This window comes from Streptomyces sp. NPDC092369, from assembly GCF_044755245.1.
GTDB lineage: Bacteria > Actinomycetota > Actinomycetes > Streptomycetales > Streptomycetaceae > Streptomyces.
The window spans coordinates 287,195-310,952 of record NZ_JBIVQP010000004.1 but is presented as its reverse complement, the minus strand read 5'-3'; the positions used below and the strand labels follow the sequence as shown (position 1 = coordinate 310,952).

Sequence of the window (23,758 nt, the reverse complement as noted above, 5' to 3'; positions counted from 1 at the left end):
CGCGCAAGGGTGCACGGGGTGATCGTCAGGGTCCAGACCCGCGCGATGAGCCGGAGATGAACAAAAGTCAAAGCGGCTCAGGCGGCGCCTGGCGCCACCGGATCAGACATTGCCGAACAGGGCACTGATCCCGCGGTCCACGGCCGCGTCGAGGTCCTCCTCGCCGGCCGCCACCACGGCGTACGTCCGCAGCAGGAAGCGCCGCAGTGCGTCGGTGTCGAACTGGAGCAGAGCGAGACCGAAGGGCGAGTGGAACTCCAGGACCGTACGGGCCCGGCCGCAGGGCCAGATGTGCACGTCACCACCGCCTGCCGGACCGCGCAGCCCCTCCTCCAGGAGGGAGCGTCCGAAGGTCCAGGTGACCCCGGTGCCGTCCAGTGAGACGTCCGGTGGGAACTCGACATGTACGGCGAGGGGGTCCGTGGAGCTGTAGCGGAAGGTGGCGGGAACGGGCAGCTCCTGTTCCTCAGCAGTGATCAGTCGACCGCGGGCGGGCTGCTCAAGAGTGATGTCCATGCTGTTACGACCCCGAAGGTGCCGTTTGCATTACGTCGAAGCGCTTCCTAATTTCTGTGACCTGCATCACACGACCCAAACGGACTCAGGCGCACCGGATCCTCTGGTCAGATCCTCCAGAACAAGAGACCATCGAACGCACGCCTGAATGTCCACCCGACATCCACGGCGGCCCCTCAAGTCGCGTACGCCGCCTACGACTTGACCGTCCAACGGCGTACCGCAGCCGCGCGGCACGACCCATCCGTGAAGACGCTGGCATATGCCAGAAGCACCACCGCATCGTGTGTTGCCAAATCCCTTACAGCGCGTCGCGGGCTGTGCGACAGTCGTAACCGTCCCTCCGTCAGCCCCGGCCGTACCGTCCCCGCATCGGAGTGCGTCATGTCGTCCCCTCTCTCTGCGGATCACCCAGCCGCCCAGCCGCCGGAAAGCGGTTCGGTCGACGCGCTGATATCGCAGACGCGACGGCTCAAGGGCGAGGTGGACGCCGTACGACGGGACGCGCGCGGCGACGCAGCGGAGCCCAGGGAGCGCTGGGAGCGCGCGGTCTACGACCTGGCGTTGCACCAACTCAACGACCTCGACGCGCACTTGGCGCAACTGCGGGACGGCCTTCCGCAGGCACCGCACACCGCCGAGGCGGGCTCCCAGATACGGGCCGTGCCGCCCGCTCCCCGGCGCGGCTCGCTCCTCAGCCGGGTGGGCAGCGCCGAGTGGAACCTGCTGACGGACGAGGCGAGTTGGTCCGGCGAGCTCTACCAGATCCTCGGCCGCGACCCCGAGGCCCCGCCGCTGACCCTCGACGAACTGCCCTCCGTGGTGCTCGACGAGGATCGGGCCGGGCTGACGGCGATGGTCACGAGCTGTCTGGTCGACGCCAAACCCATAGACGGGGAGTTCCGTGTCGTCCACCCGGACGGCGAGGTGCGGACCGTGCACATGATGGGCGAGCCCGTGCTCGACGCCGACGGCAGCACGGTCTCGATGTGGGCCGTCCTGCGGGACGTCAGCGAACTGCGGCGCAGCCAGCGGGCGGTGAGCGAGACCCGTGACTCGCTCACGGACCAGGAACGGCGTGCCCGGACCGAGCAACGGCTCGCGGTCGAACTGCAGGAGGCCGTGCTCCCGCCGTGGCGCGGCTCCCCGCGCCTGGTCCAGCAGGGCCCAGGGACCCTCGACCTGGCGGCGCACCAGCTGCCGTCCTCGACGAGCGCGCTGATCGGCGGCGACTGGTACGACGCGCTCCAACTGTCGGACGGACAGACGCTGTTGAGCGTCGGCGACCTCACCGGACACGGCGTCGCCGTCGCCTCGGGCATGGCGATGCTGCTGGGCGCCGTACGGGGCATGGCCATGTCGGGCACCGAACCGGGCCAACTGCTGTCCCTGCTCAACCAGTTACTCGACGCCACCGTCCAGCCGGCCCTGGGCAGCGCGGTCTGCTGCCGCTACCGCCCGGAGACCCGCACCCTCACCTGGGCCCGGGCAGGACACCCCGCCCCGCTGCTGTTCCGCAACGGGACGGGGCGCACACTGCACGCAGCGGACGGCGTCCTGCTCGGCGCGACCTCCGGCGCCCACTACACGCAGGCGGAAGAGACCCTCGCCGTCGGTGACCTGCTCCTGCTGCACACCGACGGGCTGGTGCCCGGACGCAGCCGCACGGAGACCGCGGAACAACTCCTCGACCTGGCCCCGCGCTTCGACGCGGCGCACACCGCACAGGACTGCGTGCGGATGGTCGTGGAGGAGTTCGGCGGATCCGGGCGCGAGGACGACGCGTGCCTGCTCGTCGCCAAGGTGACGTCGTAGGCAAGGCGACGTACCGGACGTCGTAGGCGCATGGCCGGCTTGGTCACTTGTTCAGCTTCAGCGCACAAACCCCCTATGCCCGTGCGCTGTTGCCTCCGCTCACCCGCTTCGGCAGCGCCAGTTTGATCTCCTCCCGCAGCTCGCTGATCTTCGGGTAGCTCGAGTACTCGGCGGTGAGCCGGTACATCTGGCGCAGCCGGTCCCAGGTGCGGTGGGAGGAGTTGGATCCCATCGACATCAGGGCCAGGCGTGCGTAGCGGTCGGCCTGTTCCGGGTCGTCGGCGATGAAGCAGGCGGAGGCCATCGACAGGAAGTCGAAGATCTTCGAGCGCTGCCGCCCGTCGACCCGCAGGGCCAGGGCCTTCTCCGCGTAGTGCTGGGCATGCGCGGCGGCGCTCGGATCGTGCTCGGCCAGGGTGCGGTAGGCCAGCGCCTGCATGCCGTACAGGTCCTCCTCCTTGAACATCTGCATCCAGCTGGGCGGCGGCACGTCCGCCCCGTCGGAGACGAAGAGGTCCTCGGCCTGGCCGAGGGTGCGTCGCATCGCCTGGCCCTTGCCCATCGAGGCCTGTGCCCAGGCCTCGATGGTGTAGAGCATCGCCCTGGTGCGGGGCAGCACTTCTTCCCCGGAGCCGGACTTGGCGAGGTTCATCAGGTCCAGCGCGTCGTCGGGCCGGCCGAGGTGCACCATCTGGCGGGCCGCTCGGGAGAGCGCCTCGCCGGCGCGGGGCCGGTCACCGCCTTCGCGCGCCGCGTGGGCGGCGATGACGAAGTACCTCTGGGCCGTGGGTTCGAGGCCGACGTCGTGCGACATCCAGCCCGCGAGGACGGCGAGATTGGCAGCGACGCCCCACAGGCGCCGCTGGAGATGGTCGGGGTGACGGTAGGCGAGCATGCCGCCCACCTCGTTGAGCTGGCCTACCACCGCCTTGCGTTGCAGCCCGCCCCCGCGGGCCGCGTCCCAGGCCCGGAACACCTCTACCGAGCGCTCCAGTTCCTCGATCTCCTGCGACCCGATGGGGGCGGCCTCATAGCGGTCGAACCCAGCGGGGTCGGCGTGCAGGGGATCGTCGAAACGGGGGGCGTCGGCCGCGAGGGCCGGATCGGAGTGCAGCCAGTCGTACATGGCACTGGTGAGTGCGGATCCCGCGGCGAGCGCGGCACCCGCGCCCACCAAGCCGCGTCGGTTGAGCATGAGGTCCATTCCCGTGAATTCGGTGAGGACCGCGGCGGTTCGCTCGGGCGCCCACGGCACACCGTCGGGATGTTCAGCGCTCCCGCCGTCCTGCCGTCTCCCCGCACGCCCGTGCCGGACCAGACCGAGGTCCTCGATGGTCACGACACGGCCGAGACGCTCGGTGAACAGAGCCGCCAACACCCGCGGCACCGGATCGCGCGGGATCTCGCCCGTGTCGATCCACCGCCGCACTCGCGAAGTGTCGGTCGACAGCTGGGGGTGGCCCATGGCCGCCGCCTGCCGGTTGACCAGTCTCGCGAGCTCACCCTTGGACCAGCCGGCCAGGCCGAACAGGTCCGACAAGCGGGAGTTGGGTTGTCCGCTCACGTAAGCCCCCAGGTTCTCGGCTGACTTGAACATAGCCCGGTGCACGTTGCCGGGCGACTATTCGCCAGGGTTCGCCAGGGTGCGCCAGATGGTGTGCCACTGCACATCTGGTGTCAGGTAGGAACGCGCCACCCCGACCCGGTCACCGAGGGACATTCCCCAGGGTGCATCCGAGGGACCGGGCCGGGCTGCGCATCGTCGTCGCAGGCACACGAAGGGATCTGTTTCGCCCATGTACGCAGCATCGTCCTCCGTGTCCGCCCCACCCCGGTCGCTGCACCCCCGCCCGGCGGGCAGTGGCCCCTACCTCGACCCCGCCGCGCGTCCCGCGGCCCCCGCACTCGGCGCGGGCCGGACGCGGCGTGTTCCGGGGCTCGGCACCCAACCGCTCAGCGGGAGACTCGACTTGTCCGGCCCCCAGGGCGCCCAGCTGCGCACGGCGCTCGCGTCGGTGCACCGGATCTGCCCGGAGTTCGCTCCGGTCCAGGTGCTGCGCCGCAGCGGACGCTCGGTGCTCCTGGTCGGCACGACCGGGCGCAGCACGGCCGTCGCCAAGTGTTTACTGGACCACTCCCCCGCCTGGGCGGAGCGGATCCGTCATGAAATAGCCGCCTACCGCTCGTTCGTCCGGCACCGCCCACCCGTGCGCGTCCCCCGTCTGATCGCGGCGGACCCGGACAACTGCACGCTGGTGATCGAGCGGATGCCGGGACGGGTGGCGGCACTCCAGCGCCACCCCGCCGAGGCCCCGCCCCGCGCGGACATCCGGGCGGCCTTCGGCGCGATCTGCCGGCTGAACGCCTGGCGGCCACCGGCCGGCACGTTCGACGCCCCGCTGGACTACGCGGCCCGTATCTCCCGCTACCACGAGCTGGGCCTGCTCACCGACCGGGACATGGGCGATCTGCAGAAGCTGCTGCACGGCATCGCGCACTCGGCGGGCCGCCAGGGCATGGGCCAGTTCTGCCACGGCGACGCTTTGCTGTCGAACATTCTCCTGTCCCCGGCCGGTCCAGTGCTGGTGGACTGGGAGCACGCGGGCTGGTACCTGCCCGGATACGACCTGGCGACACTCTGGTCGGTCCTCGGCGACGCACCGGTGGCCCGCCGGCAGATCAGTCAGCTCGCGCAGTCGGCGGGCCCCGCCTCCCGGGACGCGTTCCTGGTGAACCTGATGCTCGTCCTGACCCGTGAGATCCGGACCTACGAGACGGCCGTGCAGCGTTCGATGCACGACTCGACCCCGGCGGCACCGGGAGCGGCCCACCCGGGCGCTGCGCCGTCCGGCGAGGAACAGCGGCTGCTGCTGAGGCGGCTGCACGACGACTGCCAGCTGGCCCGCCGGGCCGTGCGCGCGGCGGTCGGCACTCGCTGACGGGGACGAAGCTCCGCGGTGCGCCCACAGCGGCGGCGCACCGCGGATTTTCGTATGCCCCGAGCGATTCGCCCTCTCCGCTCCCGCGCCCATTGGTATACGCCACTGACGCGTCGCAGGCCCGCGAGTCGCCACCGAGAAACTCCTTTGCCCTCGTGTTGACGTGGGAAATCTGGTTGCCCTGGGCATGATTGACGGATCGTCTGAGAGCCGATACCACTGAGCCACCGCCCGGCCCTGCACGCCCCGCCACGCTCGTTCGTCCCAGGAGGCTGCCTTGCGTTCCGCCCCCGACTCCACGTCCACGCCCGGCAACAGACGCGCCCGCAGGACCGCGGGCGCCCTCGCCTCGGCGGCCCTGCTGCTGCCCCTGATCGGCGCGGCCCCCGCGGCCGGCGCCGGGTCCTCCGCGGACCGGCTGCAGCTTGCGTTCGCCTCGGCCGCCGCCGAGTACCACGTGCCGCAGAGCGTGCTGCTCGGCGTCTCCTATCTCCAGTCCCGTTGGGACGCGCACGCCGGGGCGCCGAGCGTCTCCGGCGGCTACGGCCCGATGCATCTCACCGACGCCCGCACCGCGCTCGCCACGGCCTCGCACCACAGCGAGGGCGCGGAGGACGCCCGCGGCGACAGCGCACGCGCCGCCCTGCACCCCGAGACGAAGGTGCCGGCGAACTCCGAACTCCCGGCCCGCCTCAAGACCTTGACCAAGGCCGCCGACCTGAGCGGACTGAGCCAGGCCGAGCTGCGCATGGACCCCGCGGCCAACGTGGCAGGCGGCGCCGCGCTCCTGGCCGACGCGCAGCGGAAGCTGGGCGAACCCCTCAGCGCCGACCCGGCCGACTGGTACGGAGCGGTGGCCCGCTTCTCCGGCGCGGACGACACCGCCACGGCAGCCGCGTACGCGAACGACGTCTACGACGTGCTCCGCACCGGCGAGGAGCGCACCACCGACGCGGGCCAGCAGATCGCGCTGGCCGCCCAGCCGGATCTCGCCCCCGACACCGCCCAGTTGCGGCGGACCGGCCTGCGCACCCTCTCCGCGGCCGGCACCGAGTGCCCGAAGTCGGTGTCCTGCGAGTGGATCCCGGCGCCGTACGAGGAGTTCGGGGACAACGACTACGGCAACCACGACCTGGGCAACCGCCCCGCGTCGCAGAGCATCAAGTACATCGTCATCCACGACACCGAGGGCGCCTGGGACGGCGTACTGAATCTGGTCCAGGACCCGACCTACGTCTCCTGGAACTACACGCTGCGCTCCACGGACGGTCTGATCGCCCAGCACGTGAAGGCCAAGGACGTGGCCTGGCACGCGGGCAACTGGTACATCAACGCCAAGTCGATCGGTCTGGAGCACGAGGGCTTCCTGGCCGCGCCGGACGCCTGGTACACGGAGGCGATGTACCGCTCCTCGGCCCGCCTGGTGAAGTACCTCTCCGCGAAGTACCGCGTCCCGCTGGACCGGCAGCACATCCTCGGCCACGACAACGTGCCGGGCCCGACCACGTCGACCGTCCCCGGCATGCACACGGACCCCGGCCCCTACTGGGACTGGCGCCACTACTTCGACCTGCTGGGCCACCCGTTCAAGGCCACCGCGGGCAAGAAGGCCGGTCTGGTCACCATCCGCCCCGACTACGCCACCAACCAGCCCGCGTACACGGGGTGCGTCACCAAGGGCCAGCCCTGCGCCTCCCACGGATCGGGTGAGGTCCGCCTGTACTCGGGTCCCGGCGAGACCTACCCGTTGATCAAGGACATCGGCCTGGGCACGACACCCACCATCGACGTGAACGACCTGTCGTCCCGGGTCTCCACCGGCCAGCAGTACGCGGTCGCTGACCGGGACGGGGACTGGACGGCGATCTGGTACCTGGGTCAGAAGGCCTGGTTCAAGAACCCGAAGAAGGACCCGGTCGCGGTCGGCGCGCGCGGTCTGGTGGTGACCCCGAAGCCCGGCCTCGCGAGCATCCCGGTCTACGGCCGCGCCTACCCCGAGTCCTCCGCCTACCCGACGGGCGTCCCCGCACAGGCGGTCTCGCCGCTCCCGTACACGATCCCGGCGGGCCAGAAGTACGTCGTCGGCGACAAGCTGCCGGGCGAGTACTACTACGCGGTCACCTTCACGACCGACTCGCACAAGGTCGTGGTCGGAAAGGACCTCTACTACGAGATCCAGTACGGCCACCGGGTCGAGTTCGTGCGGGCGGCCGACGTGAACGTGGTGCCGGTGCGGAAGTAGCCGCTCAGCCCTGCTGGAACAGCTCCGCCGGGAGCGGTTTCAGCAGGGCGTACAGGTCGTCCGTGATGGGACGGTCCCAGGCGGCGATGGTCACCAGGACGTTGTCGCTGCGGTCGAACTGCACACAGGAGATCCGGCTCTCGGAGAGCTTGAGCCGGCGCACGATCAGCAGGTTGTCGCCCTGCATCACGGGCATGTCCTCGGCTCCCGTGACGGTGACCTCCTCCTCGTTCTCCAGCGCGACCAGCAGCTGGGCCACCTCGAAGGGGACCTCGCCCTCGGCGACGTCACGGGCCGGGGATCCCTCGGGCAGGTTGCCGATGATCATCGCGGGGCCGCGGCCGCCGAACAGGTCGTAGCGCAGGAAGACGCCCTGGCAGCTGCCGTCGGGCGCGGGCAGCAGACCGGCGCCCAGATTGCCGGGCCAGTCGCCCGGGTCCATGGCGAGTACGTCGAATTCGGGCCCGGCGGGAGTGGCGCTGCGGCGGCGGAGGAACGACATGCGCCCATGGTAAGGGGCCGGGAGGGGGTCGCGCGGCTCAGGTCGGCCTCAGCGCCGCCGCGAGACCGGTGCCTTCCGTACCCATCTTTCGGTAGACCGCGGACAGCAGGCGTACCGCCGTCGGTTCGTCCACGCGCAGATCCTTCGCGATGTCGGCGTCGGTGCGGCCCTGGGCGGCCAGCTGGGCCGCGGCTCGTTCGCGGGCGGTGAGGGTGTCGGTCTCGGTGCTGTGCAGGCGGCGGGGGCGCAGTCCGGCGGCGACGAGTTCGGCGCGGGCCGCGTCGACCAGGCCGTCGGCGCCGCACTGGACGGCCGCGTCGAGGCCTCGGTAGAGGTGTTCCGCGGCCTCGGTGGGGCGGCCGGTGCGGCGCAGTTCGGTGCCGAGGTCGACCAGGGCGCAGGCGAGTTCGTAGGCGGCCGGGGAGCGCTCCAGGTGGGTGACGGCCTCTTCCAGGTGCTTCACGCGGGCCGATCCTGAGCAGACCTCGGCGGCGGCGCGCAGGGCCTGGCCGATGGCGGACGGGGCGCCGAACTGGCGGGCGCGCAGGACCGCTTCGAGGGCGGTGGCGACGGCGCGTTCGGGGGCGTCCGGGCTCTCGGCGCGGGCGAGGTGGAGCTGCCAGGGGCACCAGGAGGGGTTGCGGATGCCTCGGGGGTCCAAGCGGCGCCCGGCGGCGGCCAGTTCGGCTGCCGCGTCCTTGTGCAGGCCGCGGGCGAGCAGGAGTTCGCCGTACACGGTCTGGGAGTCGGGGAAGACGACGGCGGCCGGGAAGGGCGGTCCGAAGGAGTAGTGCTCGGCGGTGCTGGTGGCCTCGGCGACCTGGCCGCGGGCGAGGAGGACCTCGATGAGGATGCCGACGGCGTACCAGTGGGCCGGGGTGCCGGGGCCGACGCGCTCGGCGATCCTGAGCCCGGCGCGGACGAAGTCCTCGGCCTCGGCGAGCCGTCCGCGGCGGTAGCGGAGGTAGGCGAGGAGCGTGTAGGCGAAGGAGAGGTGGGCGCCGCGCCAGCCCTGCTGTTCGTACTCGGCGATGCCCGCGGCGAAGAGTTCCTCGGTGCGGCCGGGGCGGTCGGCGTACATGAAGGCGAGGGCGACCAGGACGGGCACCTCGAAGCCGCGGTCCGGTTCCGCCCAGCGCAGTCCGCCGGCCAGGGCGCGTTCGGCGTGGTGGAGGGCGACGTGGGCGGGTTCGCCGCGCAGGATGGCGTCCCAGGTCCGCAGCCCGATGATGTACCGCTCGGTGAGGTCCTGTCCCTTGAGCCGGTCGGCGAGCTTGGTCAGGCGGCGGGAGCGGGAGGGGTGGTCGGGTTCGTCGGCGCGGAAGGCGTCCCACATGAACTGCTCGGCGAGCATGCGCAGCCGTACGCGGGCGTCACCGGTGACGCGGATCTCGCGGGCGAGGGTGTCGGAGGACTCGGCGAGGCGGTCGCTGTGGGCGAGGACCTGGGAGAGCCGGTAGACGATGTTGTGCCGCAGGTCGGGGTCGCCGATCGGCTCCTCCAGGGCGGCGCGCAGGTGGTTGACCGTGGTGGCCGGTTCGGTGAGCAGGGAGGCGGAGCCCAGTTCGTACAGGACGGCGGCCCGGTCCTCGAAGGGCGGGGGTTCGCGCAGGGCGCGGGCCAGGTAGCGGCGGGCCGCGTCGGGGGCGCCGGCCCGGAGGGTCTCCTCGGCGGCGGCGCGCAGTTGGTGCACGACCCAGGTATCGCCGTCGGGGTGGGTCTCCAGGAGGTGGCGGGCCGCGGCCGAGGGGCCGAGGCCGTCGTTGACCACGCACCAGGCGGCCTGGCCGTGCAGGGCGACGCGGACTCCCGGCGGGATGGCCCGGTAGACGGCGGTGGCGATCAGCGGGTGGACGAACTCCAGGGTGGCGGTGCCGGCGAGGACGCGGGCGTCGCGCAGGGCGTCGGCGGCGTCGGCGGCCTCCTCGTGGCCGAGCCCGGCGACGGCCGCGGCGAGGGCGGGATGGATCTCGGTGCCGAGGACGGCGCAGGCCCAGGCGAAGCGGACGGTGGAGGTGCCCAGGCGCTCGACGCGGGCGATCAGGCCGCTGCCCTTGACGGCGTCGGCGAGGTCGCGCAGCAGGTGGGCGCCGGTGCCGGTGGGGGTCAGGTCGCGGTCGCGGACCTTGGCGAGGAGTTCGACGGTCTCGAAGGGGTTGCCCGCGGTGACGGCCCAGCACTCGCGGCAGAAGGCGTCGTCGGCGTCCGTGCCGAGTGCCTCGCGGACCAGGCGGGCGACGGCGGAGGCGCTGAGCGGCTCCAGGTCGAGCGGGCGTCCGCCCGCGCGTCCGGGCAGTCCCCTGAACGACTCGGCGTGGTCGGGGAGTTCGTCGGGCCGGTAGGCGACGACGATCAGCAGCGGGAGTTGCTCGGCCCGGGGCGCGAACGAGGCGAGCCAGCGCAGCGATTCGGGGTCGGCCCAGTGGGCGTCGTCGAGGACGAGGGCCATCGGGGCACGCTGCACGGCGAGGTGGGTGAGCACCCAGTCCAGGCCGTCGCTCAGGCCCTGCGGGTCGGGCGGGGCACCGTGGGCGGGCGCGCACAGACCGAGGGCGGGGCCGACGATGTCGTACCAACTGCCCATCGAAGCGCGGAGATCGGCCTCCGCCGAGCCGGCGAACTGGGGCTGCAGCAGTTGGCGGGCGACGTGGAAGGCGACGCGCTGCTCCTGGTCGCCGCCGCGGGCGGACAGGACGGTGCAGCCGCGGGCGGCGGCCCGGCGGCGGACCTCGGCGAGCAGGGTGGTCTTGCCGATGCCGGCCCGTCCGGCGACGGCGAGAAGAGCGCCGCGCGGGCGGTCGGCCGGCTCTGCCCCGTCCGTGCGCAGGCCGGTGAGCGTGCCCAACGCCTCGTCGACCGCCGCGAGTTCACTCTCGCGTTCGAACAGAGTCCTGCCGCTCCGTGCGCTGCGCTGCGCCATGGTCGCACCCCCTGCCACGGCGGTACACCCACGCGGGGAGCGAGCGCGCACCGTGACCTACAGGCAGCTCAGAGTACGCCTCGCGGGATGTGTGCGGCCGATCTTCACGGAAGACGTTGCGGCTGGTTCCCAGGTGCCGTTCGTGGCGACGGGACGTGCGCCCGCAGGTCTACCGGAGAGGGCCAAGTACGTGTGCCGGTCAGCGAGTTGGCGCAGATGGCAGCCACCTCTTCGCCACCCCGCCCCCTCACTCCTCCTCCGCCCCCGCAGGCACAGGCGGCGACCACCCGGAGGCGGCGGACGCCGCATCAGCGCCCAGGAGTACGCCTCGACCGCTCCGTCCCCGGCCGGACCCGCGCTGATCAGAGTGGCGGAGGTTCTCTTCGACGTCACCGACAAGGACGGCAGTCAGCGGATCGACGCGGACGAGTACCGGGCCCTGTTCCGGACCGCGTTCCACCGCGACACCACCGGCACCGGCGGCGCCTGCACCCGCAGCGCGTTCGTCAAGGACTTCCTGTCCTTCATGTCCGGCCGACAGCGGTCGACCCTGTACGACCCGCTGCTCGCCCGGGCATGATCACCCGCGGTCCGGCCGCCACCCCTGTGGGTGGAGGCCGGACCGGAGTCGTCCGTGCGTGCGGACCTGCCCGCTCGGGGAGAATCCGCCGGCTCAGGTGAGGTCGAATTCACCTTCCCTCGCGCCGGACACGAAGGCGCCCCATTCCGCGGGGGTGAAGATCAAGGAAGGGCTCTCCGGGCGGCCGCTGTTGCGCATCGCGATGAATCCCTCGACAAAGGCGATCTGGACATCCCCCAGGCCACGGCTGCTCGAGTGCCAATCGGCCTCACTGAGGTCCAGCTCCGGCTTGTCCCAGCCCACGAGTGGGTGCTGCTGGATGGTGCTCTCGGCCACGTCCGTGCTCCTCCCGATTGCGTCGTCCGCGGCCAGCCTAGCGATCGGTCACGACTGCCGACAGGCCACGTGAGGGGGACCTTTTGGGAGGCCTTCAGGAGGTGGGCGGCTGCGAGCCCACGAGCCACATCGCGAAGAACTGCGATCCGCCGCCATATGCGTGCCCCAGCGCCCGCCTGGCGCCCTCCACCTGGTGTTCTCCGGCAAGGCCGCGCACCTGGAGAGCCGCCTCCGCGAAGCGGATCATGCCGGAGGCGCCGATGGGATTGGTCGACAGGACTCCGCCCGACATGTTGACGGGCAGATCGCCGTCAAGCTCGGTCACCCCTGCCTCGGTCAGCTTCCAGCCCTCGCCCTCGTCGGCGAAGCCGAGGTTCTCCAGCCACATCGGCTCGTACCAGGAGAACGGCACGTACATCTCCACGGCGTCGATGTCCCGGCGCGGATCGGATATCCCGGCCTGCCGGTACACGTCCGCGGCACAGTCCTTGCCGGCCTGCGGCGACACGGCGTCCTTGCCCGCGAACAGGGTGGGCTCGCTGCGCATGGCCCCGCCGAGCATCCAGGCGGCCGGCCTGGGCGCCCGAGCCGCCCCCGCCCGGTCGGTGAGGACCATGGCACAGGCGCCGTCGGAGGACGGGCAGGTCTCGGAGTAGCGGATCGGGTCCCACAGCATCGGCGAGGCCTGGACCTTCTCCAGGGTGATGTCGTGCTCGTGGAGATGCGCGTACGGGTTCTTCAGCGCGTTGCGCCGGTCCTTGTACGCCACCAGCGAGCCGACCGTGTCGGGCGCGCCGGTGCGTCGCATGTACGCGCGCACGTGCGGCGCGAAGAAGCCGCCGGCTCCGGCGAGCAGGGGCTGCTGGAAGGGGATGGGCAGGGACAGGCCCCACATGGCGTTGGACTCGGACTGCTTCTCGAAGGCGAGCGTGAGCACCGTGCCGTGCACGCGGGCCGCGACGAGGTTCGCGGCGACCAGGGCCGTCGACCCGCCCACCGATCCGGCGGTGTGCACCCGCAGCATGGGCTTGCCCACGGCTCCCAGCGCGTCGGCGAGGTACAGCTCCGGCATCATGACGCCCTCGAAGAAGTCGGGCGCCTTGCCGATGACGACGGCGTCGATGTCGGCCCAGGTCAACTCGGCGTCGTCCAGGGCGCGTTTGGCCGCCTCCCGGACGAGTCCGGCGATCGACACATCCCGTCGGGCCGCCACGTGCTTGGTCTGGCCGACGCCTACGACGGCCACGGGCTCCTTGCTCATCGGGGATCCCCTTCGAGTACGGCGACCAGGTTCTGTTGCAGACAGGGCCCGGAGGTGGCGTGGGCGAGCGCCCGGTCGGACTCACCCCGGTGGATGCCGGCCGCGGCCTCGCCGATCCGCAGCAGACCGGCGGCCATGATCGGGTTGGCGGCGAGCGCCCCGCCGGACGGATTGACCCGCACGCCGTCGTCGAGCCGCAGCGCCTTGCGCAGGACGACCTCCTGCGAAGTGAACGGCGCGTGCAACTCAGCGGTGTCGACGGGCCGTTCGAAGACACCGGCCCGTTCGGCCGCGAGCCGGGTGGAGGGCGAGTCGGTCAGGTCGCGCACACCGAGACCGTGCGCCTCGATGCGATGATCGATTCCGCGGATCCAGGCGGGCCGCTCGCACAGTTCCCTGGCCCGCTCCCCCGCCGCGAGGATCACGGCGGCGGCTCCGTCACCGATGGGCGGGCAGTCGCCGGTACGGAGCGGGCGTACGAGATAGTCGCCCTGCGGGACCGAACCCTTCAGCTGTGCATGGGAGTTGGCGGTCGCGTCTGCGCGGCTGCGGGCGGCGACGGCGGCGAGGGCGGGTTCGTCGGTGTCCCCCGCGTCGATGAGTGCCTGCGCCTGGAGGGCGGCGAGGGCCACGGAGTCGGGCCACAAGGGGGCGACGTAGTACGGGTCCAGCTGCCGGGTCAGGACATCGCGCACCGATCCCGGCGAGGACTTGCCGTAGGAGTAGACGAGCGCGGTGTCGGCGTCCCCGGTGAGGAGCTTGGTCCAGGCCTCGTACAGGGCCCACGCGCCGTCCATCTCGACGTGCGACTCGGAGATCGGGGGCCAGGCGCCGACGCCGTCGAGGGCGAGGGTGAAGGAGAAGGCGCGGCCGGCCAGGTAGTCGCTGGAGCCGGAGCAGGTGAAGCCGATGTCGGCGGTCTTGAGGCGGGTCTGGTCGAGTACGGCGTGCAGCACCGGCATGAGCATCTCCACCTCGGAGACCTCGTCGCTGGTGCGCCGGTGGTCGGTCTGGGCGAAGGCGACGACCGCGATGTCACGCGTCACAGCAGCTCCTTGTAGGTGTCGTACTCCGCGTCGGGCTCGCCGGTGGGCCGGTAGTGGTCGGGGAAACGGGAGCCGTCGGTCCACACCGGCTCGACGCGCAGCCCCATCCGCACCTGGTCGTACCCGATGCCACCGATCCGGGCGTGCAGCGCGAGGTCGGCGCCGTCGAGGGCGATGTGGGCGTAGACGTAAGGGACTTCGATGTCCAGGTTCTTCGCCTTGATGTTGACGATGCAGAAGGTGGTGACCGTGCCGCGGGGCCCCACTTCCACCTGCTCCGAGGTGGCGACCCCGCAGGTGGGGCACGCGCCCCTCGGCGGGATGTACACCTTCCGGCAGGACGGGCAGCGCTCGCCGACCATGCGCCGGTCGGACAGCGCGTGGATGTACGCGGACTGGGCGCGGCCGGGCGAGTAGGTGTAGTCGAGCCGAGCGGCGGCGATGATCCCGGTGATCGCGTCCTCGAACTCACCACTGTGGCCCGCCGGTTGCTCCGCTTCTCCGTCGTACGGCTCGAAGCAGGCGATGTCGGTGATGGCACCGGTGCGTTCCTCGGCCCAGCGGACCCGGACCCGCATTCCGGTGTGCACGGCGTCGGCATCGGGGGCGTCCAGGGCGTGCAGCAGAGCGGTGTCGGCACCGTCGAGCCGGACCAGGACCCACGCGAACGGCGTGTCGAGGGGCTGCCCGCGCCGGGGTTCGTGATTCCAGGCCCAGGTGGTGACCGTGCCGGTGGATCCCACTTCGACGAGGTCCCGGATCTCGTCGGCGGTGACGGGGTCGTACTCGACGGGCGGGACGAGGACGCGCCCGTCGACGGTCTTCACTCCGAGCAGGACGCGTTCGCGCAGACCGGTCAGGAAGGCGCTCTGGACAGGCCCGACGGAACGGGTGAAGGGAAACTCGACGGCGAGGGGAGCTTTGAGAAGTTCGGGCATCGGGGGCGTGCCTCCTCAGAAGGTAGGCGTACTGGGAACGGGCGGTGAGTGTGCAGGACCCAGGGGTGCGGGGAACTGCGCGACCAGCCACGGACGGCCTGCAGCTTCCAACCGGCTGGACCCAGCGCATCTCCTACTCACGCTTGTAGACCGGCGCCCGCTTCTCCGCGAAAGCCCGGGCACCTTCCTTCGCGTCGGCGGTGTCGAACACAGGCCACCCACGCTTGAGTTCATCGGCGAGCCCATCGGACTCGGTCATCTCAGCCGTCGCGTACACCGACGCCTTCACGGCTTCCACGGCAAGTGGCGCGCACGAGTTGACCTGTTCAGCGATCTCCAACGCCCGTTCAAGAGCAGCCCCGTCGGCCACGACATGCCCCACCAGCCCCACGGCGGCAGCCTCCCGCGCGGAATATGCCCGCCCGGTGAGCAGCATCTCCAACGCATGCGTCCGCGGAATCTGCCGCTGCAGACGGACAGTCGACCCACCGATCGGAAACAGCCCGCGCTTCACCTCGAAGAGCCCGAACGTCGCCGACTCCCCCGCGACCCGGATGTCGGTGCCCTGAAGAATCTCGGTACCCCCCGCCACGCAGTACCCCTCGACCGCCGCGATCACAGGCTTACGCGGCCGGTGATGCCGCAGCATCGCCTTCCAGTGCAGGTCCGGGTCGGCTTTGAGGCGGTCCCGATACTCCTCACCCGCCATCCCCTTGCCGGCCAGCGCCTTGAGGTCCATGCCGGCACAGAACGCGCCGCCCGCGCCCGTCAGCACGATCGAACGGACCGAGTCGTCCGCGTCGGCTTCCAGCCAGCCGTCGTACAGCCCGACGAGCATGGACAGCGAGAGCGCGTTCTTGGCTTCGGGCCTGTTGAGCGTGAGCACCAGCGTGGCGCCTTCGCGCCGCACGGTGAGGTGTTCCGTCCCACCCATTGCCGTCTCCCCTCTCCAGGAACGAGAACAGGTTGCAGTAGGCAGGGAGGCACTTCAAGGGTTTTCTGACAGTCAGTCAGATTTCTTCGCGCGAACCCTTCACAGTTGCCCTGCCCTTTGCTCTGATGACCGGCGAACCGACAGCTGTCAGGGCACGCCCGTGGTCAGGAGGAGCGGTGGAGTACAACCTTGCGGACCTGTTCGAGTCGGTCGTCGACGCGGTGCCGGACCGCGAGGCCCTCGTCTACATCGACCACCCGGGCACAGGAGCCGAACGCCGTTTGACGTACGCCGAGTTGGACGCGGCGGCGAACCGGATCGGCCACCATCTGATCGACAGCGGGCTGCGTCCCGGAGAGCACCTCGGGCTGCATCTCTACAACGGAGTCGAGTACCTGCAGACCGTGCTGGGCTGCCTCAAGGCACGGATCGTTCCCGTCAATGTCAACTACCGCTATGTCGAAGAGGAGTTGGTGTACCTCTACCGGGACGCCGACCTGGTGGCGCTGGTCTTCGACGCGGAGTTCACCGACCGGGTGGCCACCGCCCTGCCGCAGTGCCCGAAGCTGCGGCATCTCGTGCGGGTGGGCAGCGAGGGCGACGAGGTGCCCGGGGTGGCCTCCTTCGCCGAGGCCGAGGCGGAAGGGTCGCCCGAGCGGGGCTTCCCGGCCCGGTCGGGCGACGACCAGTTCATCATCTACACCGGCGGCACCACCGGGATGCCCAAGGGCGTGATGTGGCGCCAGGAGGACCTGTTCTTCTCCGGGCTGGGCGGGGGCGCGCCGACGGGTGAGCCGGTCAAGACGCCGGAGGAGCTGGCCGAACGGGTCGCGGTCGGCGGCTCGGGGATCACCTTCTTCCCCGCTCCCCCGCTGATGCACGGCACCTCCACCCTCACCACGTTCATCGGCTTCAACTTCGGCCAACGGGTCGTGATCCACCGCAAGTTCGTGCCCGAGGAGGTGCTGCGGACGATCGAGAAGGAGAAGGTCACCAGCATGTCCCTGGTGGGCGACGCGATGCTGCGACCTCTGATCGACGCGCTGGCGGGGCCCATGAAGGGCACCGACTGCTCGGCCATGTTCAGCGTCTCCTCGTCGGGCGCGATCATGTCGGAGACCGTGCGCCGGCAGTTCCAGGAACTGCTGCCGAACACCATGCTGTTGAACAACTACGGCTCCTCCGAGTCCGGATTCAACGGTACAGCGACGGCCGACTCGGGCGCCGGACAGAGCTTCCGCATCAAGGTCAACTCCCGGACCCAGGTGGTCGATCCGGCCACCTACGAGCCGGCCGCCCCTGGCGAGGTGGGCCGCGTGGCGCAGTGTGGCCATGTGCCGCTCGGCTACTACAACGACCCGGAGAAAACCGCCCAGACCTTCTTCGAGAAGGACGGCGAGCGCTGGGTGCTGCTCGGCGACATGGCCACCGTCGACGAGGAGGGCGTGGTCACCGTTCTCGGCCGCGGCTCGCAGTGCATCAACACCGGGGGCGAGAAGGTGTACCCGGAGGAGGTCGAGCAGGCCCTCAAGTCCCATCCCGACGTGTACGACGCCCTGGTGGCCGGGGTGCCGGACGTGCGGTGGGGCAACCATGTGGCGGCCGTGGTCCAGTTGCGCGAGGGCGCGCCGCGGCCGTCCCTGGAGGACATCCAGGCGTACTGCCGCACCCATCTCGCCGGTTACAAGATCCCTCGCCAGCTGGTGCTCACCGACTCGATACGGCGGTCGCCGAGCGGCAAGGCGGACTATCGGTGGGCCAAGGAAGTCGCGGTGGCGGCGGTTCCGTAGGGCGGCGGTCGGGCGAGGCACCGGCGCCGGGTCGGACGGGCGTACTCTTTTGCGCGCGGTTGACTCGGGAGAGTGAACGCGGGGTTACCCAGGGCCGTACGCGAGGTTGGCGGCCCTGGTCTGCGGATTCCGGTCGCCGTGCCCTCACCGCACCTTGCACGGAAGGACCTTCGGGTGTCGCACCTCACGCCCCCCAGCCCACTGCCGCACGCGGACGCGTCGGCGACCGACCCGGCGGGGGAGGCATCGCCCACACCTGCGGCCGGCGACACCGGGCCGGGCGCCTCGACGGACGCGGGGCCCACGGGCGAGGAGGCGACCGGCGTGGAGGACGCGGAGTCGGCGGAGAAGGGCAGGCCGGCTGCCGAGCCCCTGGTCCCGCACCAGGCCCCACCCAGCGACGCGTCCTCCACAGCCGCCGACGAACCCGACGCGAAGGGCGCCGTCCGCCCCGGCTGGTTCGGCTGGCGCCGCCGTTTCCCCCGTACCGCACGGGTCGTACGTGTGGGCACCAGCGTGCTGGCCGCCGCGCTGGTGCTCGAAGCTCTCGTGATGCCCAACCGCTTGGACCGGATGCCCCTTGAAGCGTTCTTCCGTCTCCCCGTCGAGCTGATCATCGTCGCGGCCGTCCTGCTCGTCCTGCCGTCGACGGCACGGCGGATCACGGCCGTCGTCCTGGGGGCGTTCCTCGGTCTCTCCACCGTCCTGAAGTGCCTCGACATGGGCTTCTACCAGACCCTGGCGCGGCCCTTCGACCTGGTCTTCGACTGGATTCTGCTGAACGACGCGGCGGACTTCGTGAAGGACTCCTTCGGCCGCTCGGGCGAGGTGCTGGCGGTGATCGGGGTGATCGTCCTGTTCATCGCCGTGCTGGCCGTGAGCGCGCTCGCCCTGGCGCGCGTGGCGGACGTACTGGCCCGGCACCGCACCGTGGCCGTCCGCGGCACGCTGGTCCTCGGCGTCGCGTGGATCATCTGCTTCACCACCAGCGTGCAGGTCGGCGGTGTCGTGATGGCCACCAGGGGCTACACGCAGTACCTCGGAAACCGGGTGCAGTACGTCCGCGACGGCCTCGGTGACGCCGACGTCTTCAAGAAGCAGATCCCCGTCGACGCCTTCGCCAAGACCCCGCCCGACCAGCTGCTCACCGGGCTGCGCGGCAAGGACGTGCTGTTCACCTTCATCGAGAGCTACGGCCGGGTGGCGCTCACCGATCCGACGATGGCGCCGGAGATGGACGCGACACTGAAGGCGGGCGACGCCAGGCTCAAGTCGGCCGGCTTCGCCTCGCGCAGCGCCTGGCTCAGGTCGCCCGTGACGGGCGCCGGCAGCTGGCTCGCCCACTCGACGTTCCTGTCCGGCCTGTGGATCAAGAACCAGCAGCGGTACCGGACCCTGACCACCGGGGACCGCGCGACCCTCACCAGCTACTTCCAGAAGACCGGCGACTGGCGCACGGTCGGCATCGTCCCCGGCGTGCGCAAGGCCTGGCCCGAGGGCAAGTACTTCGGCCTCGACAACATCTACGACTCCACGCACCTCGGCTACAACGGTCCGTACTTCAGCTGGACGCCGGTCCCGGACCAGTTCAGCCTGGAGTCCTTCCAGAAGCTCGAGTACGGCAAGAAGAACCGCGACCCGATCATGGCGGAGATCATCCTGGCCTCCAGCCACAATCCCTGGTCCCCCATCGCCCACACCATCCCGTGGGAAGACCTCGGGGACGGCTCGATCTTCAACCAGATCAAGAAGGAAGGCACGAACCCGACGCAGGTCTGGAAGAGCGCCAAGCGCGTGCGGACCGAGTACCGCAAGGCCATCCAGTACTCCGTGGACAGCCTCACCCAGTGGATGCAGCGCTACGGCAACAAGAACACCGTCCTCGTCTTCCTCGGCGACCACCAGCCCGTCCCGACGGTCACCGGCGGCACCGCCAACAAGGACGTGCCGATCACCATCGTCGCCCACGACCCGAAGGTGCTGGACAAGATCGCCAGTTGGGGCTGGGCGGACGGACTCAAGCCCGCCGACAACGGCCCGGTGGTGGGCATGGACAAGTTCCGCGACCGTTTCATGACGGCCTTCGGCAGCACCCCCACGAAGTGACCCTCACCGCGCCAGAAACGCGCACACGCGGCGCGTGAACCACTCGGGATCGTCCAGCCACGGGTAGTGGCCGGCGCCCGGCTGGACGGCGAGTTCCGCGTTCGGGAAGACATCGGCGGCCCTGCGCGCCAGTTCGGGGGTGGGGCCGCCGTCCAGTTCACCGGCGAGCACGAGGACCGGTGCGGCCAGCCGGGCGAGGGCGGCGCGGGTCGCGGGCGGGTCGTAGGCTCCCTCGGCGCCGAACACCTCGCCTGCGTCGTCGTTGAACTCCTTGTCGGCGCCTGCCTCGTGGCGCTGAGCCGCCTCGTCCCAGCGCCCGTGGAAGAAGCCCGAGAAGGCGGGATCGAAGTCGCCCGTCCCCGCCAGCCAGGCCCGGAACGCCGGGAACGCCTCCGTGAACCACGGCTCACCCCTCCGCAGCTGCGCGGCGGCAAGCCGATGCTCGGCGGTGGCCGGCATCCCCAGCGCCCACGGCGTCGCCGTGACCAGCACCAGTCGCGCGATCCGCTCCGGGTACCGCTCGGCGTACCGCATCGCCAGACTGCCGCCCGCCGAGTGCGCGAGCAGGTCCACCCGCTCCAGGCCCAGGTGACGGCGGAGCGCCTCCACATCGGCCACGAGCCGGTCGCAGCGGTACGTCGTCGGGTCGGCCGGCGTCGCCGAGTCGCCGGTGCCGCGCAGGTCAAGGAGTACGAGCCGGCGGTGCGCTGCGAGCCCGCCCAGGTCGCCGAGGTAGGCGGAGGCGCGCATGGGACCGCCGGGCAGGACGAGCAGCGGCTCGCCCTCGCCGCGCAGGTGGTGGGCGAGCTCGGTCCCGTCGGGGGCGGTGAAGGTCGGCATGCCGCCGATCGTGGTGGCCGGTGCCGTCGTACCGCAATGGATTTCTCCCGCCGGGGACGGCAACGGATTTCTGCCGCCGGACCTCTTGCCCGCGCCGGACCGTACTGGGTTACTGATCCCCGACAGCGCGACCGAATGATCGGTTGTCCGTGATGATGTGATTCATCGGTGTGACGGACGAGGGAGAAGCCCCATGGCGGATGCGACGGAGCTGCTGGACGCGGGGGAACGGCTCGACCCGGAGGCCCTGCGCGCGCTACAGCTGGAACGTCTGCGGGCCTCCCTGCGGCACGCCTACGAGAACGTGCCCTTCTATCGGACATCCTTCGACCAGGCGGGCGTGCGCCCCGACGACTGCCGTACGCTCGCCGATCTCTCCCGCTTCCCGTTCACCGCCAAGGCGGACCTGCGCGCCAACTACCCGTACGGGATGTTCGCCGTGCCCGAGGACCGCATTCGCCGCATCCACGCGTCCAGCGGCACCACCGGCCATCCCACGGTGGTCGGTTACACCGAGAACGACCTCTCCCTGTGGGCCGACGTCGTGGCCCGCTCGATCCGCGCGGCGGGCGGACGGCCGGGAGACAAGGTCCATGTGGCGTACGGATACGGCCTGTTCACCGGCGGGCTCGGCGCGCACTACGGAGCCGAACGGCTCGGCTGTACGGTCATCCCCGCGTCCGGCGGTATGACGGCCCGTCAGGTCCAGCTGATCCAGGACCTCCGGCCGCAGATCATCATGGTGACACCGTCGTACATGCTCACGCTCCTCGACGAGTTCGAGCGGCAGGGCGTCGATCCGCGGAGCACCTCGCTGCGGGTCGGCATCTTCGGCGCGGAGCCGTGGACCGAGCAGATGCGGCTGGAGATCGAGGAGCGGTTCGCTATCGACGCCGTCGACATCTACGGGCTGTCCGAGGTGATCGGCCCGGGGGTGGCGCAGGAGTGTGTGGAGACCAAGGACGGGCTGCACGTGTGGGAGGACCACTTCTATCCGGAGATCGTCGATCCGATCACCGGCGAGGTCCAACCGGACGGTGAGGAGGGCGAGTTGGTCTTCACCTCGCTCACCAAGGAGGCGATGCCGGTGATCCGTTACCGGACCCGGGATCTGACGCGCCTGCTGCCGGGCACGGCCCGGGTGTTCCGCCGGATGGAGAAGGTCACCGGGCGCAGCGACGACATGGTGATTCTGCGCGGGGTGAATCTCTTCCCCACGCAGATCGAGGAGATCGTGCTGCGAACGCCTGGCGTGGCACCGCACTTCCAGCTCCAACTCACCCGCGAGGGACGGCTCGACGCCCTCACCGTGCGCGCGGAGGCCCGTCCCGGCGCGGGCCCCGAGATCCGGGACGCGGCCGTGCGCGCGATCACGACGGCCGTGAAGGACGGCATCGGGGTGTCGGTCGCGGTGGAGATCGTCGAACCGGAGTCGCTGGAGCGGTCGGTGGGCAAGATCCGCCGGATCGTGGATCTGCGCCACCAGCCGTCGAGTTAGTCGAGTCAGCAGGGGACGAGGGAGCGAAGACCGGAGAGGTCGTGGGCGGTCACGCTGTTGCGGTCGGCGACCGCGCGGCCCAGCGCGTGGTGCGGCCACAGTCCGCCGGCCAGACGGCGGCTCAACTCGCCCCATTCCAGGGCCTCGGCGGCGCGTGCCTTGTAGAAGTTCAGGGCGTAGCCGCCGGTGTGGATGCGTAGCAGGCAGAAGCCGCCCGGGTACTCCTTGACGGCGCTGACCTCCTGCTGGGTCACGTGCGGGGCGGACGTCAGCACGGTCCGCTTGTTGCGGTGGGTGTGGCCCGCGTGGTGGAGGAAGACGCCGGGAGCGGTGGCGTAGGCCTCGACGATCGCGCGGGCCTGCCGGCGGTTCATGCGCTGGCCGCCGGTCACCGGGAAGACGGAGTCCCGTACGGTCAGCGGGTGGTGGCCGAAGACCACCGTGGGCTGGTCCCCGTTCTCCCGCAGCCGGCGCCGCAGCCAGGCGAGTTGCTCGGCGCCGAGGCCGCCCGAATCGCCTCCGTTGCCCTGCTTCTCGTAGGTGTCGAGGCCGACGATCCGCAGGCCGCCGACCTCGTGGGAGAAGTACCCGGGCCCCGCCTCCATGCCGGCCCCGCGCCGGAAGGCGGCTTCCAGGCGCCCGTGGCGGTCGTGGTTGCCCCGTACGACGAAGTAGTCCCGGCCGTGCTCGCCGAAGCGGTCCAGGATCCGGCCGGCCGCCGCGAGGTCGTGCGCCGCGCCTCCGGCCGAGATGTCACCTGCGGCCAACAGCAGATCGGCGCCGCGTCCGCGGGCCTCGTCGACCAGGGCGTGGCTCATGACCTCCGGGTAGGGCGTGCTGCCGAGCGGCTGGCTGATCCCGCGGATCAGGGGCATCCCCGCGACCAGGCCGGCGGTGGTCTCGCCGACGTGCAGGTCGTTGCAGAGGGCGATCGACATCACGTGCCGGCCGGCCGGGGGCTGCGGGGTGGTGAAGGAGTACGGGCCGCCGTGCGAGCCGACGCCGTGCAGCGAGGTGCCGACGGCGTTGCCGCGGACCAGGTGCAGGGGGGTGGGTGTGGCGGTCACGCCACGGGAGCGGGCCTGGTAGTAGTACGTCTGCCCCGGCTCCAGGCCGGTCAGCTCGATGTGGTGGTGGGCCGTGGGCCGGTCCGAGCCCGCGACACGGGTCAGGCGGCCCGGGCGGGTGCCGTAGACGACCTCGCCCTCGGTGGCGACGGGGAGCAGCCGGCCACGGCCGTCGGGGACACCGGTGTGCCAGGTGATGACGGCGTGGTCCTCGGCCAGGGTGACGAGTTCGAGGTGGATCGCGGCGATGTGGTGCGAGCGGCGGGGGCGGGGGATGTGCACGGCTGCCGCGATCGCCTTGAGCAGGGCGGGGGCGATCAGGGAGCCGGAGCGGAAGACTTCACAGGGACCGGGGAGAGCGGCGAGGGGGACGGGGAGACAGCAGCGCATACCTCAGTGTGCCCGCATGCGGTGAACGAACGCCGTGG

The 23,758-nt window shown here is 71.1% G+C and carries 17 protein-coding genes and 1 pseudogene; 7 read left to right on the top strand and 11 right to left on the bottom strand.

The window, feature by feature from the left end:
• Nucleotides 1-102 precede the first annotated feature (102 nt).
• Nucleotides 103-516: an SsgA family sporulation/cell division regulator gene (locus tag ACIQI8_RS25215; protein ID WP_402354746.1), complete on the bottom strand. Its 414-nt coding sequence runs from the start codon at nt 514-516 to the stop codon at nt 103-105.
• Nucleotides 517-900: 384 nt separating this feature from the next.
• Between ACIQI8_RS25215 and ACIQI8_RS25210 the strand changes: the two genes are divergently transcribed.
• Complete coding sequence (locus ACIQI8_RS25210; protein WP_402354744.1) at nt 901-2,331, top strand: PP2C family protein-serine/threonine phosphatase; 1,431 nt, start codon at nt 901-903, stop codon at nt 2,329-2,331.
• A 73-nt stretch (nt 2,332-2,404) separates the two neighbouring features.
• Here ACIQI8_RS25210 and ACIQI8_RS25205 read toward each other — a convergent pair whose 3' ends face one another.
• The gene (locus ACIQI8_RS25205) at nt 2,405-3,895 is read right to left on the bottom strand and encodes a hypothetical protein (RefSeq protein WP_402354743.1); all 1,491 of its coding nucleotides are present in this window, start codon (nt 3,893-3,895) and stop codon (nt 2,405-2,407) included.
• A gap of 232 nt (nt 3,896-4,127) precedes the next feature.
• On the opposite strand from ACIQI8_RS25205, the gene ACIQI8_RS25200 reads away from it, so the two are divergent.
• Both ACIQI8_RS25200 and ACIQI8_RS25195 read left to right on the top strand, forming a co-directional pair.
• Entirely contained in the window at nt 4,128-5,270 is a 1,143-nt protein-coding gene (locus ACIQI8_RS25200; protein WP_402354741.1) for an aminoglycoside phosphotransferase family protein, read from the top strand.
• Between the two features lie 277 nt (nt 5,271-5,547).
• Nucleotides 5,548-7,512, top strand: a complete 1,965-nt coding sequence (locus ACIQI8_RS25195; protein ID WP_402354739.1) for an N-acetylmuramoyl-L-alanine amidase — start codon at nt 5,548-5,550, stop codon at nt 7,510-7,512.
• Between the two features lie 4 nt (nt 7,513-7,516).
• Here ACIQI8_RS25195 and ACIQI8_RS25190 read toward each other — a convergent pair whose 3' ends face one another.
• Together ACIQI8_RS25190 and ACIQI8_RS25185 are read right to left on the bottom strand one after the other, a co-directional pair.
• The gene (locus ACIQI8_RS25190) at nt 7,517-8,014 is read right to left on the bottom strand and encodes a hypothetical protein (RefSeq protein ID WP_124001281.1); all 498 of its coding nucleotides are present in this window, start codon (nt 8,012-8,014) and stop codon (nt 7,517-7,519) included.
• 37 nt (nt 8,015-8,051) lie between these two features.
• Nucleotides 8,052-10,934, bottom strand: coding sequence for an ATP-binding protein (locus tag ACIQI8_RS25185; protein WP_402354737.1), 2,883 nt, complete (start codon nt 10,932-10,934; stop codon nt 8,052-8,054).
• A 295-nt stretch (nt 10,935-11,229) separates the two neighbouring features.
• On the opposite strand from ACIQI8_RS25185, the pseudogene ACIQI8_RS25180 reads away from it, so the two are divergent.
• Nucleotides 11,230-11,514, top strand: a pseudogene (locus tag ACIQI8_RS25180) (calcium-binding protein); the annotation flags it as partial.
• 93 nt (nt 11,515-11,607) lie between these two features.
• On the opposite strand, the gene ACIQI8_RS25175 reads toward ACIQI8_RS25180, so the two are convergent.
• From ACIQI8_RS25175 to ACIQI8_RS25155, 5 genes are all read right to left on the bottom strand, one after another.
• Entirely contained in the window at nt 11,608-11,850 is a 243-nt protein-coding gene (locus tag ACIQI8_RS25175; RefSeq protein WP_124001278.1) for a DUF397 domain-containing protein, read from the bottom strand.
• A gap of 94 nt (nt 11,851-11,944) precedes the next feature.
• Nucleotides 11,945-13,111, bottom strand: a complete 1,167-nt coding sequence (locus ACIQI8_RS25170) for a thiolase domain-containing protein (protein WP_402354734.1) — start codon at nt 13,109-13,111, stop codon at nt 11,945-11,947.
• Nucleotides 13,108-14,157, bottom strand: a complete 1,050-nt coding sequence (locus ACIQI8_RS25165; protein WP_402354732.1) for a thiolase domain-containing protein — start codon at nt 14,155-14,157, stop codon at nt 13,108-13,110. Before ACIQI8_RS25165 ends, ACIQI8_RS25170 begins: the two co-directional genes overlap by 4 nt.
• On the bottom strand, nt 14,154-15,095 hold the full coding sequence (locus tag ACIQI8_RS25160) for a Zn-ribbon domain-containing OB-fold protein (protein WP_402354730.1): 942 nt from the start codon (nt 15,093-15,095) through the stop codon (nt 14,154-14,156). The genes ACIQI8_RS25165 and ACIQI8_RS25160 overlap by 4 nt, the downstream gene beginning before the upstream one ends.
• Before the next feature lie 133 nt (nt 15,096-15,228).
• Entirely contained in the window at nt 15,229-16,029 is an 801-nt protein-coding gene (locus ACIQI8_RS25155) for a crotonase/enoyl-CoA hydratase family protein (protein WP_402354728.1), read from the bottom strand.
• Between the two features lie 176 nt (nt 16,030-16,205).
• Between ACIQI8_RS25155 and ACIQI8_RS25150 the strand changes: the two genes are divergently transcribed.
• Nucleotides 16,206-17,819 carry an acyl-CoA synthetase gene (locus ACIQI8_RS25150; protein WP_402354726.1) on the top strand — a complete coding sequence of 538 codons (1,614 nt, stop codon included), beginning with the start codon at nt 16,206-16,208 and terminating at the stop codon, nt 17,817-17,819.
• A 174-nt stretch (nt 17,820-17,993) separates the two neighbouring features.
• Nucleotides 17,994-19,925, top strand: coding sequence for a sulfatase (locus ACIQI8_RS25145; protein ID WP_402354724.1), 1,932 nt, complete (start codon nt 17,994-17,996; stop codon nt 19,923-19,925).
• Between the two features lie 3 nt (nt 19,926-19,928).
• Here the strand turns inward: ACIQI8_RS25145 and ACIQI8_RS25140 are convergent, their stop codons facing one another.
• The gene (locus ACIQI8_RS25140) at nt 19,929-20,765 is read right to left on the bottom strand and encodes an alpha/beta fold hydrolase (RefSeq protein WP_402354722.1); all 837 of its coding nucleotides are present in this window, start codon (nt 20,763-20,765) and stop codon (nt 19,929-19,931) included.
• A gap of 193 nt (nt 20,766-20,958) precedes the next feature.
• Between ACIQI8_RS25140 and paaK the strand changes: the two genes are divergently transcribed.
• A complete protein-coding gene (paaK, locus tag ACIQI8_RS25135) occupies nt 20,959-22,263 on the top strand; it encodes a phenylacetate--CoA ligase PaaK (protein ID WP_402354720.1) in 1,305 nt (434 codons plus the stop codon).
• A 5-nt stretch (nt 22,264-22,268) separates the two neighbouring features.
• On the opposite strand, the gene ACIQI8_RS25130 is transcribed toward paaK, so the two are convergent.
• The gene (locus ACIQI8_RS25130) at nt 22,269-23,720 is read right to left on the bottom strand and encodes a metallophosphoesterase (RefSeq protein ID WP_402354718.1); all 1,452 of its coding nucleotides are present in this window, start codon (nt 23,718-23,720) and stop codon (nt 22,269-22,271) included.
• Nucleotides 23,721-23,758 lie beyond the last annotated feature (38 nt).

Excerpts from the sequence above, each read along its gene's own strand:
- ACIQI8_RS25215 (WP_402354746.1), bottom strand. The coding sequence starts at position 516 with ATGGACATCACTCTTGAGCAGCCCGCCCGCGGTCGACTGATCACTGCT.
- ACIQI8_RS25210 (WP_402354744.1), top strand. The coding sequence starts at position 901 with ATGTCGTCCCCTCTCTCTGCGGATCACCCAGCCGCCCAGCCGCCGGAA.
- ACIQI8_RS25200 (WP_402354741.1), top strand. The coding sequence starts at position 4,128 with ATGTACGCAGCATCGTCCTCCGTGTCCGCCCCACCCCGGTCGCTGCAC.
- ACIQI8_RS25190 (WP_124001281.1), bottom strand. The coding sequence starts at position 8,014 with ATGTCGTTCCTCCGCCGCCGCAGCGCCACTCCCGCCGGGCCCGAATTC.
- ACIQI8_RS25185 (WP_402354737.1), bottom strand. The coding sequence starts at position 10,934 with ATGGCGCAGCGCAGCGCACGGAGCGGCAGGACTCTGTTCGAACGCGAG.
- ACIQI8_RS25170 (WP_402354734.1), bottom strand. The coding sequence starts at position 13,111 with ATGAGCAAGGAGCCCGTGGCCGTCGTAGGCGTCGGCCAGACCAAGCAC.
- ACIQI8_RS25160 (WP_402354730.1), bottom strand. The coding sequence starts at position 15,095 with ATGCCCGAACTTCTCAAAGCTCCCCTCGCCGTCGAGTTTCCCTTCACC.
- ACIQI8_RS25155 (WP_402354728.1), bottom strand. The coding sequence starts at position 16,029 with ATGGGTGGGACGGAACACCTCACCGTGCGGCGCGAAGGCGCCACGCTG.
- ACIQI8_RS25140 (WP_402354722.1), bottom strand. The coding sequence starts at position 20,765 with ATGCCGACCTTCACCGCCCCCGACGGGACCGAGCTCGCCCACCACCTG.
- paaK (WP_402354720.1), top strand. The coding sequence starts at position 20,959 with ATGGCGGATGCGACGGAGCTGCTGGACGCGGGGGAACGGCTCGACCCG.
- ACIQI8_RS25130 (WP_402354718.1), bottom strand. The coding sequence starts at position 23,720 with ATGCGCTGCTGTCTCCCCGTCCCCCTCGCCGCTCTCCCCGGTCCCTGT.